General features: G+C 34.5%; 17 protein-coding genes and 1 tRNA gene. 12 read left to right on the top strand and 6 right to left on the bottom strand.

The genetic code is table 11. The features are described 5' to 3' along the window. The first annotated feature begins 128 nt into the window (after positions 1-128). Genes CLV90_RS10455 through CLV90_RS10445 form a run of 3 tightly spaced genes read left to right on the top strand, consistent with a single transcriptional unit; the run spans position 129 to position 2,627 of the window. Positions 129-626 (top strand): SRPBCC family protein, encoded by a 498-nt coding sequence (locus tag CLV90_RS10455; RefSeq protein WP_133687430.1) that lies wholly within the window; start codon positions 129-131, stop codon positions 624-626. Beyond that, a complete protein-coding gene (locus CLV90_RS10450; protein ID WP_133687429.1) occupies positions 627-1,316 on the top strand; it encodes an SDR family NAD(P)-dependent oxidoreductase in 690 nt (229 codons plus the stop codon). Beyond that, a complete protein-coding gene (locus CLV90_RS10445; RefSeq protein ID WP_133687428.1) occupies positions 1,317-2,627 on the top strand; it encodes a cryptochrome/photolyase family protein in 1,311 nt (436 codons plus the stop codon). A 2-nt stretch (positions 2,628-2,629) separates the two neighbouring features. On the opposite strand, the gene CLV90_RS10440 is transcribed toward CLV90_RS10445, so the two are convergent. Next, a complete protein-coding gene (locus tag CLV90_RS10440) occupies positions 2,630-3,679 on the bottom strand; it encodes a DUF6340 family protein (protein WP_133687427.1) in 1,050 nt (349 codons plus the stop codon). A gap of 258 nt (positions 3,680-3,937) precedes the next feature. On the opposite strand from CLV90_RS10440, the gene CLV90_RS10435 reads away from it, so the two are divergent. The 3 genes from CLV90_RS10435 to CLV90_RS10425 all read left to right on the top strand — a co-directional run bounded on the left by CLV90_RS10435 (position 3,938) and on the right by CLV90_RS10425 (position 6,914). Then, the gene (locus CLV90_RS10435; RefSeq protein WP_133687426.1) at positions 3,938-5,365 is read left to right on the top strand and encodes an amidohydrolase; all 1,428 of its coding nucleotides are present in this window, start codon (positions 3,938-3,940) and stop codon (positions 5,363-5,365) included. 82 nt (positions 5,366-5,447) lie between these two features. After that, positions 5,448-5,891 (top strand): VOC family protein, encoded by a 444-nt coding sequence (locus tag CLV90_RS10430; RefSeq protein ID WP_133687425.1) that lies wholly within the window; start codon positions 5,448-5,450, stop codon positions 5,889-5,891. 24 nt (positions 5,892-5,915) lie between these two features. Continuing rightward, positions 5,916-6,914: a pirin family protein gene (locus CLV90_RS10425; RefSeq protein ID WP_133687424.1), complete on the top strand. Its 999-nt coding sequence runs from the start codon at positions 5,916-5,918 to the stop codon at positions 6,912-6,914. A 79-nt stretch (positions 6,915-6,993) separates the two neighbouring features. On the opposite strand, the gene murA is transcribed toward CLV90_RS10425, so the two are convergent. From murA to CLV90_RS10410, 3 genes are all read right to left on the bottom strand, one after another. Continuing rightward, the gene (murA, locus tag CLV90_RS10420) at positions 6,994-8,301 is read right to left on the bottom strand and encodes a UDP-N-acetylglucosamine 1-carboxyvinyltransferase (protein WP_133687423.1); all 1,308 of its coding nucleotides are present in this window, start codon (positions 8,299-8,301) and stop codon (positions 6,994-6,996) included. Positions 8,302-8,317: 16 nt separating this feature from the next. Then, positions 8,318-8,980 carry a DUF4290 domain-containing protein gene (locus tag CLV90_RS10415; RefSeq protein WP_133687422.1) on the bottom strand — a complete coding sequence of 221 codons (663 nt, stop codon included), beginning with the start codon at positions 8,978-8,980 and terminating at the stop codon, positions 8,318-8,320. 81 nt (positions 8,981-9,061) lie between these two features. Beyond that, complete coding sequence (locus CLV90_RS10410) at positions 9,062-9,349, bottom strand: DUF493 family protein (protein WP_133687421.1); 288 nt, start codon at positions 9,347-9,349, stop codon at positions 9,062-9,064. Between the two features lie 87 nt (positions 9,350-9,436). Between CLV90_RS10410 and CLV90_RS10405 the strand changes: the two genes are divergently transcribed. From CLV90_RS10405 to CLV90_RS10385, 5 genes are all read left to right on the top strand, one after another. Next, positions 9,437-10,006 carry an AAA family ATPase gene (locus CLV90_RS10405; RefSeq protein WP_166638566.1) on the top strand — a complete coding sequence of 190 codons (570 nt, stop codon included), beginning with the start codon at positions 9,437-9,439 and terminating at the stop codon, positions 10,004-10,006. Then, positions 9,999-11,894 carry a RecQ family ATP-dependent DNA helicase gene (locus tag CLV90_RS10400; protein ID WP_133687419.1) on the top strand — a complete coding sequence of 632 codons (1,896 nt, stop codon included), beginning with the start codon at positions 9,999-10,001 and terminating at the stop codon, positions 11,892-11,894. Before CLV90_RS10405 ends, CLV90_RS10400 begins: the two co-directional genes overlap by 8 nt. A gap of 1 nt (position 11,895) precedes the next feature. After that, positions 11,896-12,843 carry a methionyl-tRNA formyltransferase gene (gene fmt / locus CLV90_RS10395; RefSeq protein ID WP_133687418.1) on the top strand — a complete coding sequence of 316 codons (948 nt, stop codon included), beginning with the start codon at positions 11,896-11,898 and terminating at the stop codon, positions 12,841-12,843. A gap of 173 nt (positions 12,844-13,016) precedes the next feature. Continuing rightward, the gene (locus CLV90_RS10390; RefSeq protein ID WP_133687417.1) at positions 13,017-13,289 is read left to right on the top strand and encodes an HU family DNA-binding protein; all 273 of its coding nucleotides are present in this window, start codon (positions 13,017-13,019) and stop codon (positions 13,287-13,289) included. A 111-nt stretch (positions 13,290-13,400) separates the two neighbouring features. Beyond that, positions 13,401-13,961 carry a YqgE/AlgH family protein gene (locus CLV90_RS10385; RefSeq protein ID WP_133687416.1) on the top strand — a complete coding sequence of 187 codons (561 nt, stop codon included), beginning with the start codon at positions 13,401-13,403 and terminating at the stop codon, positions 13,959-13,961. On the opposite strand, the gene CLV90_RS10380 is transcribed toward CLV90_RS10385, so the two are convergent. Both CLV90_RS10380 and CLV90_RS10375 read right to left on the bottom strand, forming a co-directional pair. Continuing rightward, positions 13,958-14,815 (bottom strand): aminotransferase class IV, encoded by an 858-nt coding sequence (locus CLV90_RS10380; protein WP_133687415.1) that lies wholly within the window; start codon positions 14,813-14,815, stop codon positions 13,958-13,960. The genes CLV90_RS10385 and CLV90_RS10380 overlap by 4 nt on opposite strands. Positions 14,816-14,867: 52 nt before the next feature. Next, the gene (locus tag CLV90_RS10375) at positions 14,868-15,251 is read right to left on the bottom strand and encodes an START-like domain-containing protein (protein WP_133687414.1); all 384 of its coding nucleotides are present in this window, start codon (positions 15,249-15,251) and stop codon (positions 14,868-14,870) included. Positions 15,252-15,390: 139 nt separating this feature from the next. Here CLV90_RS10375 and CLV90_RS10370 point away from each other — a divergent pair. Further along, positions 15,391-15,464 (top strand) — tRNA-Met (locus CLV90_RS10370). The last annotated feature ends 493 nt before the right edge of the window (positions 15,465-15,957 follow it).

Raw genomic sequence — 15,957 nt, 5'->3', positions numbered from 1 at the left:
AGTGACCTAAATTCAATTTAATCGATAAAGTTAATTTTTAAGTTAATAGTTAAACAATTTTAAAATTGTTTAACTATTTTTGAATTATGTTAGACATTTGTAAATTATAGCATTGACCATACATTTCTATGAAATTATACCAACTACATTCACAACAGGCCTTACCAATTTCTAAGCAACAAGCTTGGGAGTTTTTATCTGACCCAACAAATTTAAAAGTTATTACTCCAGAGCGTATGGGGTTTCATATTCTATCGGGTACAGATAGGGCAATGTTTCCTGGTCAAATAATACAATATAAGGTATCTCCTTTTCCAGGATACACTACAAAATGGGTCACCGAAATAACCCATGTAAATGAAGGAAACTATTTTGTTGACGAGCAAAGATTTGGACCATATGATTTATGGCATCACAAACACTTTATAAAAGAAATTGATGAGGGCGTAATTATGGAAGATATCATAGACTACAAAATTCCATTTGGAATTTTAGGTCAGCTAGCACATCCTATCATCGTAAAAAAACAGCTGATGGAAATTTTTAAATTCCGAGAGCAAAAATTAAAAGAACTTTTCGGGACAATTCCCAACATTCCAAATCAACTTCAACTAAAATCTTTTTAAATGAAAAATATACTATTAATTGGAGGGTCTCATGGTATTGGACTTTCAATGGTAAAAGAATTACAAGAAACGCATAATGTATTCGTTGCATCAAGAACAGATGAACAATTGCAGCACGAAAACATAACTCATATCGAATTCGATGTAACTAAAGACGAACTAGATATTTCTCAACTACCCGAAAAACTTGACGGATTTGTATATTGCCCTGGCAGTATAAATCTAAAGCCATTTAAAATGATGTCATTAGACACCATAAAAGATGACATGGAACTTAATTTCTTTGCCATGGTAAAAATCGTAAAGCAAATAATTTCATTGATGAACGACGACTCAAGCATGGTCTTCTTTAGTACTATTGCGGTAGGCACAGGCATGCCTTTTCATACTAGCGTAGCTGCTGCTAAAGGAGCTATTGAAGGTTTTGCAAAGTCAATGGCAGCAGAATATGCACCTAAACTTCGGGTAAATGTTATAGCACCATCCTTGGTAGATACACCACTAGCCAAAAGACTCTTAAACAATGATAAAAAACGTGAAATGATGAGCGATCGTCACCCGTTAAAAAGAGTTGGAAATCCTGAAGATATTGCTAATGCTGCGGTCTTTCTTTTAAGTGATAAGAGTACCTGGATGACCGGACAAATTATTGGCGTAGATGGCGGACTTTCAACTTTAAACGTCAATTAAATGTCAAAAAAAGTATCTATATTTTGGTTTAGAAGAGATTTAAGATTGGACGACAATGTCGGCTTTCTTGAAGCTTTAAAAGGGAACCATCCAGTACTGCCTATTTTTATATTTGATCAAGAAATTCTTTCAAAATTACCGAAAGATGATGCAAGACTTACGTTTATACATGAGACTTTGCAAAACATGCGAAATCAATTACAAGAAGAAAATGATAGCTCTTTAGCTATGTATTTTGGCAAACCTGTAGATATTTTAAAAAGTCTTACTCAAGAATACGAGGTAATGTCTGTATATACCAATAGAGATTATGAGCCTTACGCAAAAGAAAGAGATGAAAAAATAGCTGGTTTTTTAAAGGAGAATTCAATTGAATTTAAAACATTCAAAGACCAAGTTATTTTTGAAAAATCAGAGATTGTTAAAGGTGACGGAAATCCATATGTAGTCTACACACCTTATAAGAATAAATGGCAAGAGCATTTTAGTGCCGATAAAGATTTGGTGATTCACTACACGAGTCAGCATATAGCTAATTTGATTAAAAACTCTCGTTTACCCAATTTATCGTTAAATGATATTGGTTTTGAAAAATCTAATATTGAAGTACCCCACTACGATGTAACCCCTACTCTCATTGATAATTATGAAGAAACACGTAATTTTCCAGCGAAAGAGAACGGAACATCTCACTTAGGTCCACATTTACGATTTGGCACTGTATCGATTCGTAAAATGATGAAAAAAGCAATCGCCGAAAATAATAAGGTTTTTTGGAGCGAATTGATTTGGAGAGAATTTTTCATGACCATTCTTTACCACTTTCCACATACTGTTGACAACGCTTTTAGATCAAAATACGACCGTATAGAATGGCGAAATAATGAAGAGGAGTTCGAAAAATGGAAAACTGGAAACACTGGCTATCTTTTGGTGGATGCCGGTATGCGGGAACTAAATGAAACAGGTTACATGCATAATCGTGTGCGCATGTTGGTAGCAAGCTTTTTATGCAAACACCTTTTAATAGATTGGCGTTGGGGAGAAACCTATTTTGCTGAAAAGCTATTAGATTATGAAATGAGTTCAAATGTAGGTAATTGGCAATGGGCAGCAGGCAGCGGTGTTGATGCTGCACCCTATTTTAGAATTTTCAACCCTATGACACAAGTCGATAAATTCGACAAGAACAAAGAATACATAAAAACCTGGATTAAAGAATTTGGCACCGACAAATACCCAGAAAAAATGGTAGATCACAAAATGGCTAGAGAACGCTGTTTAACAACATATAAAGAAGCCGTTAGCTAAGATTATTTCGCCAATTGACGATTTAGCTCTTGCTGATTTACAACTCTTCTTTTTAACAAATTCACATAACGTAAAGCATCTTTATTTTCGTAGTCTGTATAGGCTTTAGAAGCGTATTCTATTGCCTTGTTCAGGTTACCATTAATTTCGTTGCTAATTGCCATATTGTAATATGCCCTACCGGCTACTTTACTTTTGGCATTGTTTAAATCGGCATTCCATAAATCTGCAGCACCATCCCAATCACCAGCTTTTGCGCGTCTATCGGCAATTTCTAAATTGTTACTTCCTTTTATAAAATAATCTCTAGCAATACGAATTTTTTCAGGTCTTGTAAAAAGAGCATAGTTCGCACCTAATTTAGAACTTACACTTAAAACAGCCTCTTTTCTGCCAATAACAGCCTCTAATGCCTTTACAGGATTGATTCCCTCACCCGAAGAAAATAGTCTGTCATTAGAAACATATTCATCTATAATTGTTCTATTAGACGGGTCATAGATTCTCCATCCGTTCTTAATTGCTGTATTTAGTTTTATTCTATGTCCCGGTACGTTTGCCTCAATGCCTAAATTATTAGGAATTTTAACCGTCGTTATTTCATAATCGGCTGCGGTATCAGTATCATAAAATTCTAATGAAAATAAAACGTCTACGCCATTTTCCTTGCAAATTCTATCAACAATTTCCCAAGAAATTTCTGAAGGAAAAATACTTAATCCCTTTTCTATGTCCTTTTGATTCTCAATTACCTTAACAGCATCAAATCTATTACTACGCTCTAGTTCATATTTGAGTCCCGTTACGGCATTTTGAGCGCCTTCGGTATCCAAATTAAGTCCCTCTAAAGATAGAATCTTATCTATATTATCTACAACCTTATTCTTTTCTGAAGCACTACTTCTATTAACTATACCAATATTAATCACATCATTTGGTATCGGTACTTGAGCAGGTTGGGTAATACCCATCGTCATTCTATTGGTAGAACTACACGCCATTATTGAAAAAAATGCTGTGATCAAGACTACTTTATAGGCTAGGTTTTTCATAGTTCGAAATTTTTAAAACTTTGGGATTTGAGTAATAACGAAAAATTGGGCATTAAATTATATTATTTACAAGTGATTGCACTCTCAATTTTTGAATCCAAAATAATTCATTAAAAATGAGTCGAACTTAGATATACGCAATTAGAGCCCTCATTTACAAAGTGACATCTAGCATTTTATTTTGGTATATTTACTAGGACTTTAATCTGAAGTTTAACACTACTAATGATTAGGGAACTAACAACCAAAACGACTAATATGAAAAAAACAGTATTATTGGCACTTTGTTTATGCATGAGTGCTTCCGTTTTCTCTCAGAAAATGAGCAAAGACAAAAACCTAATTATCGCTTCTGTCGAAAAACACAAAGAAGAACTAATTAAAATTAGTGATTCTATCTGGGCACTTGCCGAAACTGCTTTTGATGAAACAGAATCTTCAAGAATATTAGCTGATTATGCTGAAAAGAACGGATTGACCGTTACTAGAGGTGTTGCCGATATACCAACAGCTTTTACCGCAACGTATGGTTCTGGTAGCCCTGTAATAAGTATTTTGGGCGAATTTGATGCCCTACCGGGAATTTCTCAAAAAACATCTCCCGTAAAAGAACCTTTTAAAGAAGGAGCTGCAGGTCATGGTTGCGGACACAACATGTTCGGTACAGCTAGTCTTGGATCTGCAATTGCGATTAAAGAACTAATGGATGCCGGTAAAATAAAAGGAACCGTAAAATTCTTAGGCACACCAGCTGAAGAAAAATACTTTGCAAAAGTATGGATGGTAAAAGCCGGATTATGGGATGATGTCGATGTCAACGTTAGCTGGCACCCATCTGCAGGTATTGAAGCCGATGTACAAAGCGGATTATCACTTATCGATTTTGTAGTTGAGTTTTACGGTCAGGCAGCACATGCCTCAATGGATCCTTGGAACGGTCGTAGCGCTTCTGATGCGTTAGAATTATACACAACAGGTATCAACTACTATAGAGAACATATTTTACCATCTTCTAGAATTCATTATCATATACAAGATGGTGGTCAGGTTGTAAACGTAGTACCTGATTACGCCAAGCTTTGGGTTCGTGTTAGGGATCCTAAAAGATCAAAAATGTTACCTACCTACGAGCGTGTAAAAGCCATGGCTGAAGGTGCTGCGATTATGGCGAATGTAGAGTATAAAATTTCATTGGTATCAGGTATTTACGAAACTTTGGTTAACCGCTCTGGCGGAGAAATCATGCAAAATAATTTAGAATTACTAGGCCCGATTACCTATACTGAAGAAGAAACGGTTTTTGGTAAAGCAATTCAAAAAGCAACCGGTAAACCAGAGGTTGGTTTTGATGGTACCGTTCATCCATTAAGAGAAACATTAGAAAACCCCGGCGGTGGTTCTACAGATGTAGGTGATGTTAGCTGGAATGTACCTAATATTAATTTAGGGGTTTCTGTAGCACCTACAGGTACACCTTGGCATTCTTGGGCTGTTGTAGCTTGCGGCGGAATGTCTATCGGTCACAAAGGAATGATTCATGCATCTAAAGCAATGGGCATGACAATGTTAGACTTATTTCAAAATCCGAAATTGGTTACCAAAGTAAAAGAAGAGTTCAAAACCCGTAAAGGTGATGAAGTTTATGAGCCAATGATCGATGGTCCACCACCGTTAGATGGAGAATAAAACAGTAATAAAAAGAAGCTATCGTAACAGATAGCTTCTTTCATTTTTAAGTAACTTGAACCATCATACTTAAACAACAACAATGAAAAAAATTATCGCATTATTATTTTTAATCACGGGCACTTTTGTCTCTGCACAATCATTCGATTTTCAGTACGACCATTACTCGGTAATTGTAAAAGATTTAGATAAAGTAGGTGCATTTTATAAAGATGTGCTAAACCTAAAAGAGATACCGCACCCTTCTGCCCCATCGGGATTTAAGTGGTTTGTAATACAAGGAAATTCACAATTACATTTAATAGGTAAAGATAGCGTGGCTATGGAACATAGTAAAAGTGTACACCTTTGCTTGGCTACCCAAAAATTAGATGAATTAATTGCTTCTCTTGAAGAAAAAAACATAACGTATTATGATTGGCCAGGAAAAGAAAATACGGTAACCTTAAGAGCAGACGGAGTGCGGCAGATATATCTAAAAGACCCAGAAAATAATTGGGTTGAGATTAACGACGCGGTACATTAGAATAATAATAATTGACACATAATTATGAATAGCGTAATAAAGCAGATTTTTCAATTAGGTTTTCCATGGCAAACGCAAGATCCATTTTTATTCTGCGTGTATCATTTAGATAACTACCCTAAAGGAAATGGCGAACTAGGTCCGGCTGATTCTTTAGAAGGCAGAAATTTAGGGAACGATTTTCAAATTAAAGATGGCTATAGAATGTATCATGGTACCACCATACCAGGATTTCCTGCACATCCGCATCGCGGATTTGAAACAATTACAGTAGTGAACAAGGGATTTTGTGATCACTCAGATTCCTTGGGTGCGGCAGGACGATTTGGAGAAGGAGATGTACAATGGATGACTGCTGGTAGCGGAGTACAACATTCAGAAATGTTTCCGTTGATTCATACCCACAAAGAAAACACCTTAGAGCTGTTTCAAATATGGTTGAATCTACCCGCCAAAAGCAAATTTGTAGATCCACATTTTAAAATGCTATGGCATGAAGATATTCCGGTATTAAAATTAGAGCAATCCACAGTTAAGATTATTGCCGGTAGCTTCGATTCTGAACAAGCATTAAAACCTGCACCAGATTCATGGGCTTCAGAGACAGATAATGATGTTGCAATTTGGAATATAAAAATTGAAGCCAATGGCTCAATCAAATTACCAAAAGCGAATGAAGGCTCAACACGAACCATTTATTTCTATGAAGGATATTCTTTAGAAATTTTGGGTGAAACAATAACTCCCAATCATGGTATTGACGTAGTGGCATCTGAAGAAATTATATTAAAAGCTATTGAAAAAGAAGCTAGTATTCTTGTACTACAAGGTAAACCTATTGGCGAGCCTGTGGCGAAATATGGTCCGTTTGTAATGAATACTGATGAAGAATTAAAAAATGCGATGAATGAGTTTAGAACTACGAAGTTTGGTGGTTGGCCATGGCGGCACCCTGATCATGTGCATGAGATAAAGCGAGGTCGTTTTGCTAAATATCCAGATGGTACAATAGTAGAAAAGTAATTTCAAATGATATAAAATAAAAACTCCATAATAAGGCTAAACCTAATTATGGAGTTTTTTATATCTAATGAATAAATGCCTAAACCCTAACGATTTTAGCACCTATTGCACGTAGTCTTTCGTCTATATTCTCGTAACCACGATCTATCTGTTCAATATTATGAATAGTAGAAGTACCTTTTGCCGATAAAGCCGCAATCAGTAATGAAACACCTGCTCTAATATCTGGTGATGTCATCGTTGTCGCTTTTAAAGTAGACTGAAAATCATGACCAATTACTGTAGCTCTATGTGGATCACAAAGAATAACCTTAGCTCCCATGTCCAACAACTTATCCACGAAGAACAAACGGCTTTCAAACATTTTCTGATGAATTAAAACTTCTCCTCTAGATTGTGTAGCAACAACAAGAATGATACTCAATAAATCAGGAGTCAATCCTGGCCAAGGTGCATCTGCAATGGTCAAAATAGAACCATCAATATAGTTTTGAATTTCGTATCCGTCTTTATGAGCAGGAATGTAAATATCATCTCCTTTTCTTTCCAGCCTAATACCTAGTTTACCGAATACTGTTGGTATTTGACCTAAATCGTCCCAACTAACATCTTTAATAGTCAATTCACTTTTGGTCATTGCAGCCAAACCGATCCAGCTACCTATTTCAATCATATCAGGCAACATACGGTGATCCGTACCGCCTAATTTATCTACACCATCGATAACCAATAAATTAGACCCAACACCAGTTATTTTGGCGCCCATTCTATTCAACATTTTACAAAGTTGCTGTAAATAAGGTTCACATGCAGCATTATATATTGTCGTTTGCCCTTCTGCTAAAACAGCTGCCATGACAATATTTGCTGTTCCTGTTACAGAAGCCTCATCTAACAACATATAGGTACCTTTTAACTTTTCAGCTTCAACACCGTAAAAATATTCTTCGCGATTGTAACGAAATTTGGCGCCCAGTTTTATAAAACCTTCAAAGTGTGTATCTAAACGTCTACGACCAATTTTGTCACCACCTGGTTTAGGTATATACCCTTTCCCAAAACGTGCTAATAAGGGACCTACCAACATAATAGAGCCTCTTAGACCTCTACCATCTTCTTTAAATTGATCTGATTGTAAATAATCTAGATTAACATCGTCTGCCTTAAAAGTATAAGAGCCTTTGCCTTTTTTCTGAATTTTTACTCCTAAATCTTCTAACAGTGATATCAATTTATTGACATCAACAATATCTGGTATATTGTTGATTGTTACTTTTTCGTCTGTAAGTAGTACCGCGCAAAGTATTTGAAGTGCTTCGTTCTTTGCTCCTTGAGGGGTTATTTCGCCAGATAACTGGTGCCCTCCTTCAATTTTGAATGTTCCCATCTAGAGAAGTGGAAATTTAAAACCGCTTTTTACTGCGGTTATTATTATTATTTCTTTGATTTTTCTTTCCTGAATTGTTTGAACGAGGTGTTTTTGCAACTCTATTCTTAAGAAACTGTCCGCTATCGGTCAAACTTTCTCCTTCGGCAGCCAAATCTATACGACCATCGCTCAATTCAAACAAATGTTTAAAAATGGCTTTATCATCAACCACATCTTTATTCCAATTCAAGTAGCACTTTTTCATGTGATTAGCGATAGCATACTCTAAACCAGAACGCTTATCACCTTTCTCCCACTCTACGGCAACATCAATCATCAGTTTAATGTTATTACCATAAAAACGATATTTAGGAAAGTTTTGAGGATATTCTAAAGAATCAGGTCTTTTTCGTAATACCTCTTTCGAAGTAATAGGAAATGGTGAATCTACATCTAAGTTAAAATCAGCCATAATAAACAACTGATCCCAAAGTTTATGCTGAAAATCGGGTACATCGCGCAAATGGGGCTGTATGTTTCCCATTACACTAATGATTGCTTGCGCAACTTTATTTCTTTCTTCACGGTCTTCAATTGATATCGCATGGTTCACCATTTTTTGAAAATGACGACCATATTCGGGTATAATCAAATGTTCACGCTCTGTATTATATTCTAGGTTTTCTACTAATTGCAAATTGAAAATTTTAGCTTAATGTATTTGAGAGGTATTCTTATAACGATGCCAAATTAAGAAAATTATAGATGAAATGCTATTTTACAAGGAGATAACACCCTCTATTTCGCCTACTTTTTTATATTTTTCAATAACCTGATCCGGACTCGCCAAGTTTACCGTTATAGAAATACTGGTATATTTTCCATTTTTCGATTTTTTTAAATTGATTACTGCACCTGTGTTGTCAAAAATGTCATTGATTTTATCAATCTTACCTGTATTCGTCTCTACAATAAATTTATATAGATAGTCAGATGGCCATTTTGAAGTTTCAGTTAATTGTTCCTTTAATTTCTTATAAAATTCTACAGGGTTATTTTCGTCCATAACTAGTGTTTTATGCAAAGATAAGTGTAATGTGCCAGTTTTTTAATACTGTTGGTTTACGTACTTTTGCTTTCATAAATGATGAGTTTGAAAAGTAAGAGAATAGTTGTTACAGGCGGTCCAGGAACTGGAAAAACGGTATTGATATCATCACTTGAAGAAAATGGTTATCACTGTTTTCATGAGGTAATCAGAACCATGACTTTAGATGCATTGGGTGATGTATCTTTAGATGATAAATTAGTAAACCCTATTGATTTCGTTAAAGATGCAAAAAGCTTCAATGATGAATTGATCAATGCCCGATTACAGCATTTTATCAATGGTCAGCACATAGACAAGGAACATTTGTTTTACGATCGCGGGCTACCTGATGTTATTGCATATATGAGCTATTTTAATCAGCCTACAGAAAAAAAATATGCTGATTTATGTATGGAAAATAGATATGACGAAGTGTTGATTTTACCCCCCTGGAAAGAAATCTACGTTCAAGACAATGAGCGAATGGAGAACTTTGAACAAGCATGTGGTATTCACGAACAACTTGAAAATACGTATATTGAGTTAGGATACCGACCAATTGAAGTGCCCTTTGGTACTATTGAAAATCGTTTACAATTTGTAGTGGATTTTATAAAAAAAGCGGGTGAATAATACACCAAAAGAAATATTATTTAAATATTGGGGTTTTGACAGTTTTAGAGGCTCCCAAGAAGAAATCATCAACGCCATATCTAATGGTCAAGATGTGTTAGGTTTATTACCCACAGGAGGTGGAAAATCGTTATGCTTTCAAGTACCGGCATTGATGAAAGACGGTATTTGTATCGTCATTTCCCCATTAGTTGCTTTAATAGAAAACCAGGTAGACAACCTGCAAAAACTAGGCATTAAAGCCATAGGTCTAAAAGGCGGATTAAAATTTACCGAAGTAGATAAATTATTGGATAATTGTATTTATGGCAATTATAAATTTCTTTATTTATCACCAGAACGATTACAACAAGAACTTGTTCAAGAACGCATAAAAGCCATGAACGTTTCTTTGTTCGTTATAGATGAAGCACATTGTATTTCTCAATGGGGTCATGATTTTAGACCGGCCTATTTAAGTTGCTCCATCTTAAGAGAACTACACCCTACTCCCCCAATGGTCGCCTTAACGGCAACGGCAACAAAAAGAGTAAGCGAAGACATTATTTCTTCGTTAGATTTAAATTATCCTTTTGTAGTAAAAGATTCCTTTTTTAGAAAAAATATAGGTTTTGAGGTGATAGATACCGAAGACAAAAATGGCCATCTAAAACACTATTGCCAACAAATTGAACATAGTTCTATTATATATGTTAGAAGCAGAAGAAAAGCAGAAGAACTTTCTACGTATTTACTAAAGAATAATTTAAAAGCAACTTTTTATCATGGTGGCGTTGATCAAAAAACAAAAACCGAACGGCTAAATCTTTGGTTAAATGATAAAGTTACCATTATGGTTGCTACCAATGCTTTTGGTATGGGTATAGACAAACCAGATGTAGAATTAGTAGTTCATTATCAAATACCAGATAGTGTAGAAAATTACTTTCAAGAAGCAGGTAGAGCTGGTAGAAATGGTGATTTTGCAAAAGCCATTCTTTTAACGAATATTACCGATAAGATTTTAGTAAAAAAGCAATTCATTGAAATTTTACCAGATGTTTCTTATGTTAAAATGATTTATCGAAAGTTGAATACATTTTTTCAAATAGGATACGGAGAGTTTACGGAAGCCAAATTCCATCTTAACTTTAATGAATTCTGTAGTATCTATAAGTTAAATACCTTTTTAACTTATAATGCTTTACAGCTCTTGGATCGAAATTCGGTGATTTCTCTCTCAGAAAATTTTTCAAAGAAAATAACCATCAAGTTCATTACAGATAAGGATACACTATACAGATATATAGATAAAAACTCTAAACTTGCCGATTTCATTAAAGTGGTATTACGTACCTATGGCGGACTATTTGAATTCGACACTCAAATAAACACCTATTTACTGTCTAAAAAAATATCGTTAACAGAATCTGTAATACATCAAAACTTTGAGCAACTTGCAAAAGATGAAATCATTGAATACACCAGTGTTTCAAGTGATTTAGAAATGCTGTTTTTGGTACCACGAGATGATGACCGCACCATTAATATGTTCGCAAAAAATATTGAGGAACAAAATCAACTAAAAATTGATAAGGTGACCAAGATGTTGAACTTTATTGAAAATGAAACCATTTGCAGAAGCATACAATTATTGGGTTATTTCGGAGAAGTTCAAGAAAAAGAATGTGGAATTTGCGATGTATGTATCAGTCAAAAGTTGGGCAATACAGATGTTGTACATGCCAAAATAAAGATTATTCAGTATCTAAAAGAAACCGATGCTAGTTCTCGAGAGATTCAAACAAAATTAAATATTGCCCAAACTATAGTTATTGCTGCAATACAAGAACTATTAGAAGACAATTACATAACATTAAACACTATAAACGAATACCAACTATTATAATATGGAAGCATTGAGAATTGTATTTATGGGCACCCCTGATTTTGCTGTAGGCATTTTAGACATGCTTGTAAAAAAGGAATATAATATAGTAGGTGTTATTACGGCACCAGACAGACCCGCTGGTAGAGGCAGAAAGATAAACGAATCTGCAGTTAAAAAATACGCTGTTGAAAATAGCCTTACGGTTTTACAACCAACAAATTTAAAGGACACTGATTTTTTAAGCACCCTAAAATCTTTAAATGCTAATTTACAAATAGTTGTAGCCTTTAGAATGTTACCAAAGCTTGTTTGGAATATGCCAAAATACGGAACCTTTAATCTACATGCATCGCTTCTACCTCAGTACCGTGGTGCAGCGCCTATTAATTGGGCTATTATTAATGGTGAGACAAAAACCGGAGTTACCACCTTCTTTATTGATGAGAAGATAGATACTGGCGCCATAATAATGCAAGATGAAATGGTAATCGAAATAACCGATAATGCAGAAGACTTGCATGATAAATTAATGCACTTAGGAGCTGAAACAGTCATAAAAACTGTAGCAAGAATAGAAGAAGGGAATTTTGAAACCACAAAACAACCAAATTCAGAAGACCTGAAAGATGCACATAAGCTGTATAAAGAAACCTGTGAAATAGATTGGAGCAAGCCTAAAGAGACTATCTACAACTTTATTAGAGGTTTGAGTCCGTACCCAGCAGCATGGACAACTTTGACAAACGGTGACCAAACTATTATTACGAAAATTTATGCAGCGACCATAGAAGATGAAGAACATGAATTTTCTACTGGAACGCTGATTTTTACTAAAAAGGAGATGAAAGTTGCAGTACAAGATGGCTACTTAAATCTCGATGAAATACAACTTCAAGGCAAGAAACGGATGCTTGTAAGGGATCTGTTGAACGGCCTTAATTTGGAAAAAAATGCAAAAATGGGGTAAAGCCCCGTGGTTATTGGGCTGGCAGAAACGTAGAAAAAAACCTACTTTATCAACAAACACGCTGAGTTATCAACAAAATAAGGGATTTCCCCTTGTTTTACTTGTGTTGCTCAGAAATCCATATAAATTTGTTAGTAGGTATAAATTATTTAATCACAATTAATTATCACATTATGAACAAAACAGAATTGATCGATGCAATGGCAGCTGACGCTGGCATCACAAAAGCTGCGGCTAAAAAGTCATTGGAATCTTTCTTGGGGAATGTTGAGAAGTCTCTTCAAAAAGGAGATAGAATTTCTTTAGTAGGTTTCGGTTCTTGGTCCGTATCTAAAAGAAATGCAAGAGAAGGTAGAAATCCATCAACTGGAAAAACTATCCAAATTGCTGCTAAAAATGTAGTAAAGTTTAAAGCTGGTGCTGATTTAGGTAAAGCTGTAAACTAATTTTACACAGATAAATTTATAAAAAGCGCCTTAATAGGCGCTTTTTTTATTTATATGTTTTTGCATTTAAGAGGATTTGTCTTACTTTAGGTTTATAATCATACCATATTTATGATCGCTTTAAAGCCAACCAAAGGAAAATTACTAATTGCCGAACCATCGTTAACAGGCGATGTTTCTTTCAATAGGTCTGTCGTTTTGTTAGCCGAACATAGCAATGATGGCTCTGTTGGTTTTATTTTAAATAAGCCATTAGAATATCAAATAAATGAATTGGTAACAGAAATCGAATTACCATTTCAGGTTTATAATGGTGGTCCGGTTGAACAAGACAATCTATACTTTATACATAAAGTGCCGCACTTAATAGATAATAGTGTTGAAATTTCTGATGGTATTTATTGGGGCGGTGATTTTGAAACTACCGTAGAACTCATCAATAAAGAGATTATTTCTGAAGATGATATTCGTTTTTTTCTTGGCTATTCCGGTTGGTCTTCTTTACAATTAGACGAAGAACTGACTTCAAAATCATGGATTGTTGTTGAAAACGAGCATGAAAGTAGAATTATTCAAAAAGCCGCAAAAGCAATTTGGAAAGAGAATATGATACAATTAGGTGGTGATTATCTACTTTGGTCCAATGCTCCAGAAAACCCTAGCCTAAATTAGGCACTGGTGCTCAAAGACATTCTAGCAGCTGCATTTAATTTACCTATTAATTGTTTAGCCGTAACGTTTACAAAATCTTTCTTTCGATATCTTGTAATAGAAACAATACCTTCAATATTATTTACTAAGAATAACTCATCTGCTTTTTGAAGCTCAAAAGGTGATATACTTTCCTCAAGAAATTCAAAATCATTGAGTTTTGAAACCATATCAATAAGTTTCTTTCTTAGAATACTATTAATACAACCATCTGTTACAGGGGCTGTCTTAATCTGATTACCTTTTACAACGAACAAATTACCATTTAGAGCTTCTATAACTTGCTTTCTCTCGTTTAGCAACAAACAATCTTGATAATCATTTTCTTGTGCGTAGATAGCGCCTACTACATTAATAATCTTATTGTTGGTATCTAAATTAGATAGCATGCTAGAATTCTTATAGAAATCTTTAAAAAGCTCTACTTCGTAAGGTTTTTCGTTTAGAATATAAAACGGACTTGCCAATAGACTACTAGATATAAAGTAAGAAATACTGTTATCGGAATTAGAAAAATCATTTCCACTATTTCTAAAAACGGTAAATTTTATTTGTTTCGCTTCTTTTAATTCAATTTCAGAAAATAATTTAAGAATTTCTTCCTCCATGAATTCCATGGTAAATTTCATTGGTATTTCCATTCTAAGAATACGCATAGAAGACATTAGACGTAAATAATGGTCTTCTAAAAAAATAATATCACCATTAACCACTCGTAACTCTTCAAAAACGGCATCACCAAGTTGTACTCCCCTATTCTTTTCGTTTAAAAAAGATGTATTATCCTCAAGAAGCTCACCATTAAAATTGAACATAAAAAAAGCCTTAAAAAATTAAGGCTCAAAGATACTGTAAATAAGGGTATTTCTATGATGAACCCAAAACCTGTTTTAAATCAGATACTTGGTTCGTCCAAAGCATTTTAGACTCTTCAACCTCGTCATCTTCAGCAAAGTCAGTTATAAATAATGAAACATCTTTAGTGATTTCATCAACAATTATTTTCATCTCAAAAAAGCTATCATCATCTGCCTCTTCCCAAGAAAAACGCACGAATTCATCGGTTTTTCTTTTTAACAACTTAGCTTCTTCTTCAGCTCCGTCCCATATAAAAGTAAATTTCTCACCTCTAGAATTTACATTATCCGCAAACCATTCTGACAGTCCAGATGGTGTTGCTAGGTACTGATATAACATCTGTGGTGAAGACTGTATTACAAACTCTATTTCAAATTTTATTTTATCGCTCATGTTCATGCTACTTTATTGCGGGCAATATATATATTTCTAAATGATAAAAAAATAAATGTAGGGTATTATTTTTTTCATCAAGTTTTGTTGAAGAACAAATAAATTACCACTATATTTGCAGCCGTTTAAAAAATAATATGGCGAGGTAGCTCAGTTGGTTAGAGCGTCGGATTCATAACCCGGAGGTCGGGGGATCGTGCCCCCCTCTCGCTACAGAATAAAAGGCACATTATTAACGGTTTAGCGAAAGTTAGACCGTTTTTTTATGCTCAAATTTTACGTATCAATACATTTTGAACACGAAAGTGAACACGATTTAGAACATAATCTGTCTTCAAAAGGTCCCTAATCAAATTCTAAAATCTATGCGACACTGGTTGATTTTCTAAATTATTAATTAAAAAAAGCAGGCAGTAGAATTATTTACGAGTAAATCCAATTCAAAATGAACCCCCGAAATCTATTTATTTACAGAATTATTTGAAAATTCACGAGTCACTTTTTAGAATAATGTAGATTACACTTATTCAGTTTATGCGTCGTTTTATTTATTCATGGTTTGAAAAAAATTGTGCTATAAGCCTTGCCAATACATAAGCAGAAATACAATTATCTAGTTTTTGGGTAAAATATATTTAGAATTGGAAAAGAAATAATTTAAGTATTCGTTTTCTAGGTAAGTTTATTTGAGTTCATCACTCAAATG

Origin of the sequence: Maribacter spongiicola, from assembly GCF_004364165.1 — a bacterium.
Classification (GTDB): domain Bacteria; phylum Bacteroidota; class Bacteroidia; order Flavobacteriales; family Flavobacteriaceae; genus Maribacter; species Maribacter spongiicola.
Note: the sequence above shows the minus strand (reverse complement) of the source record. Positions and strands in the feature narration are given on the sequence as shown.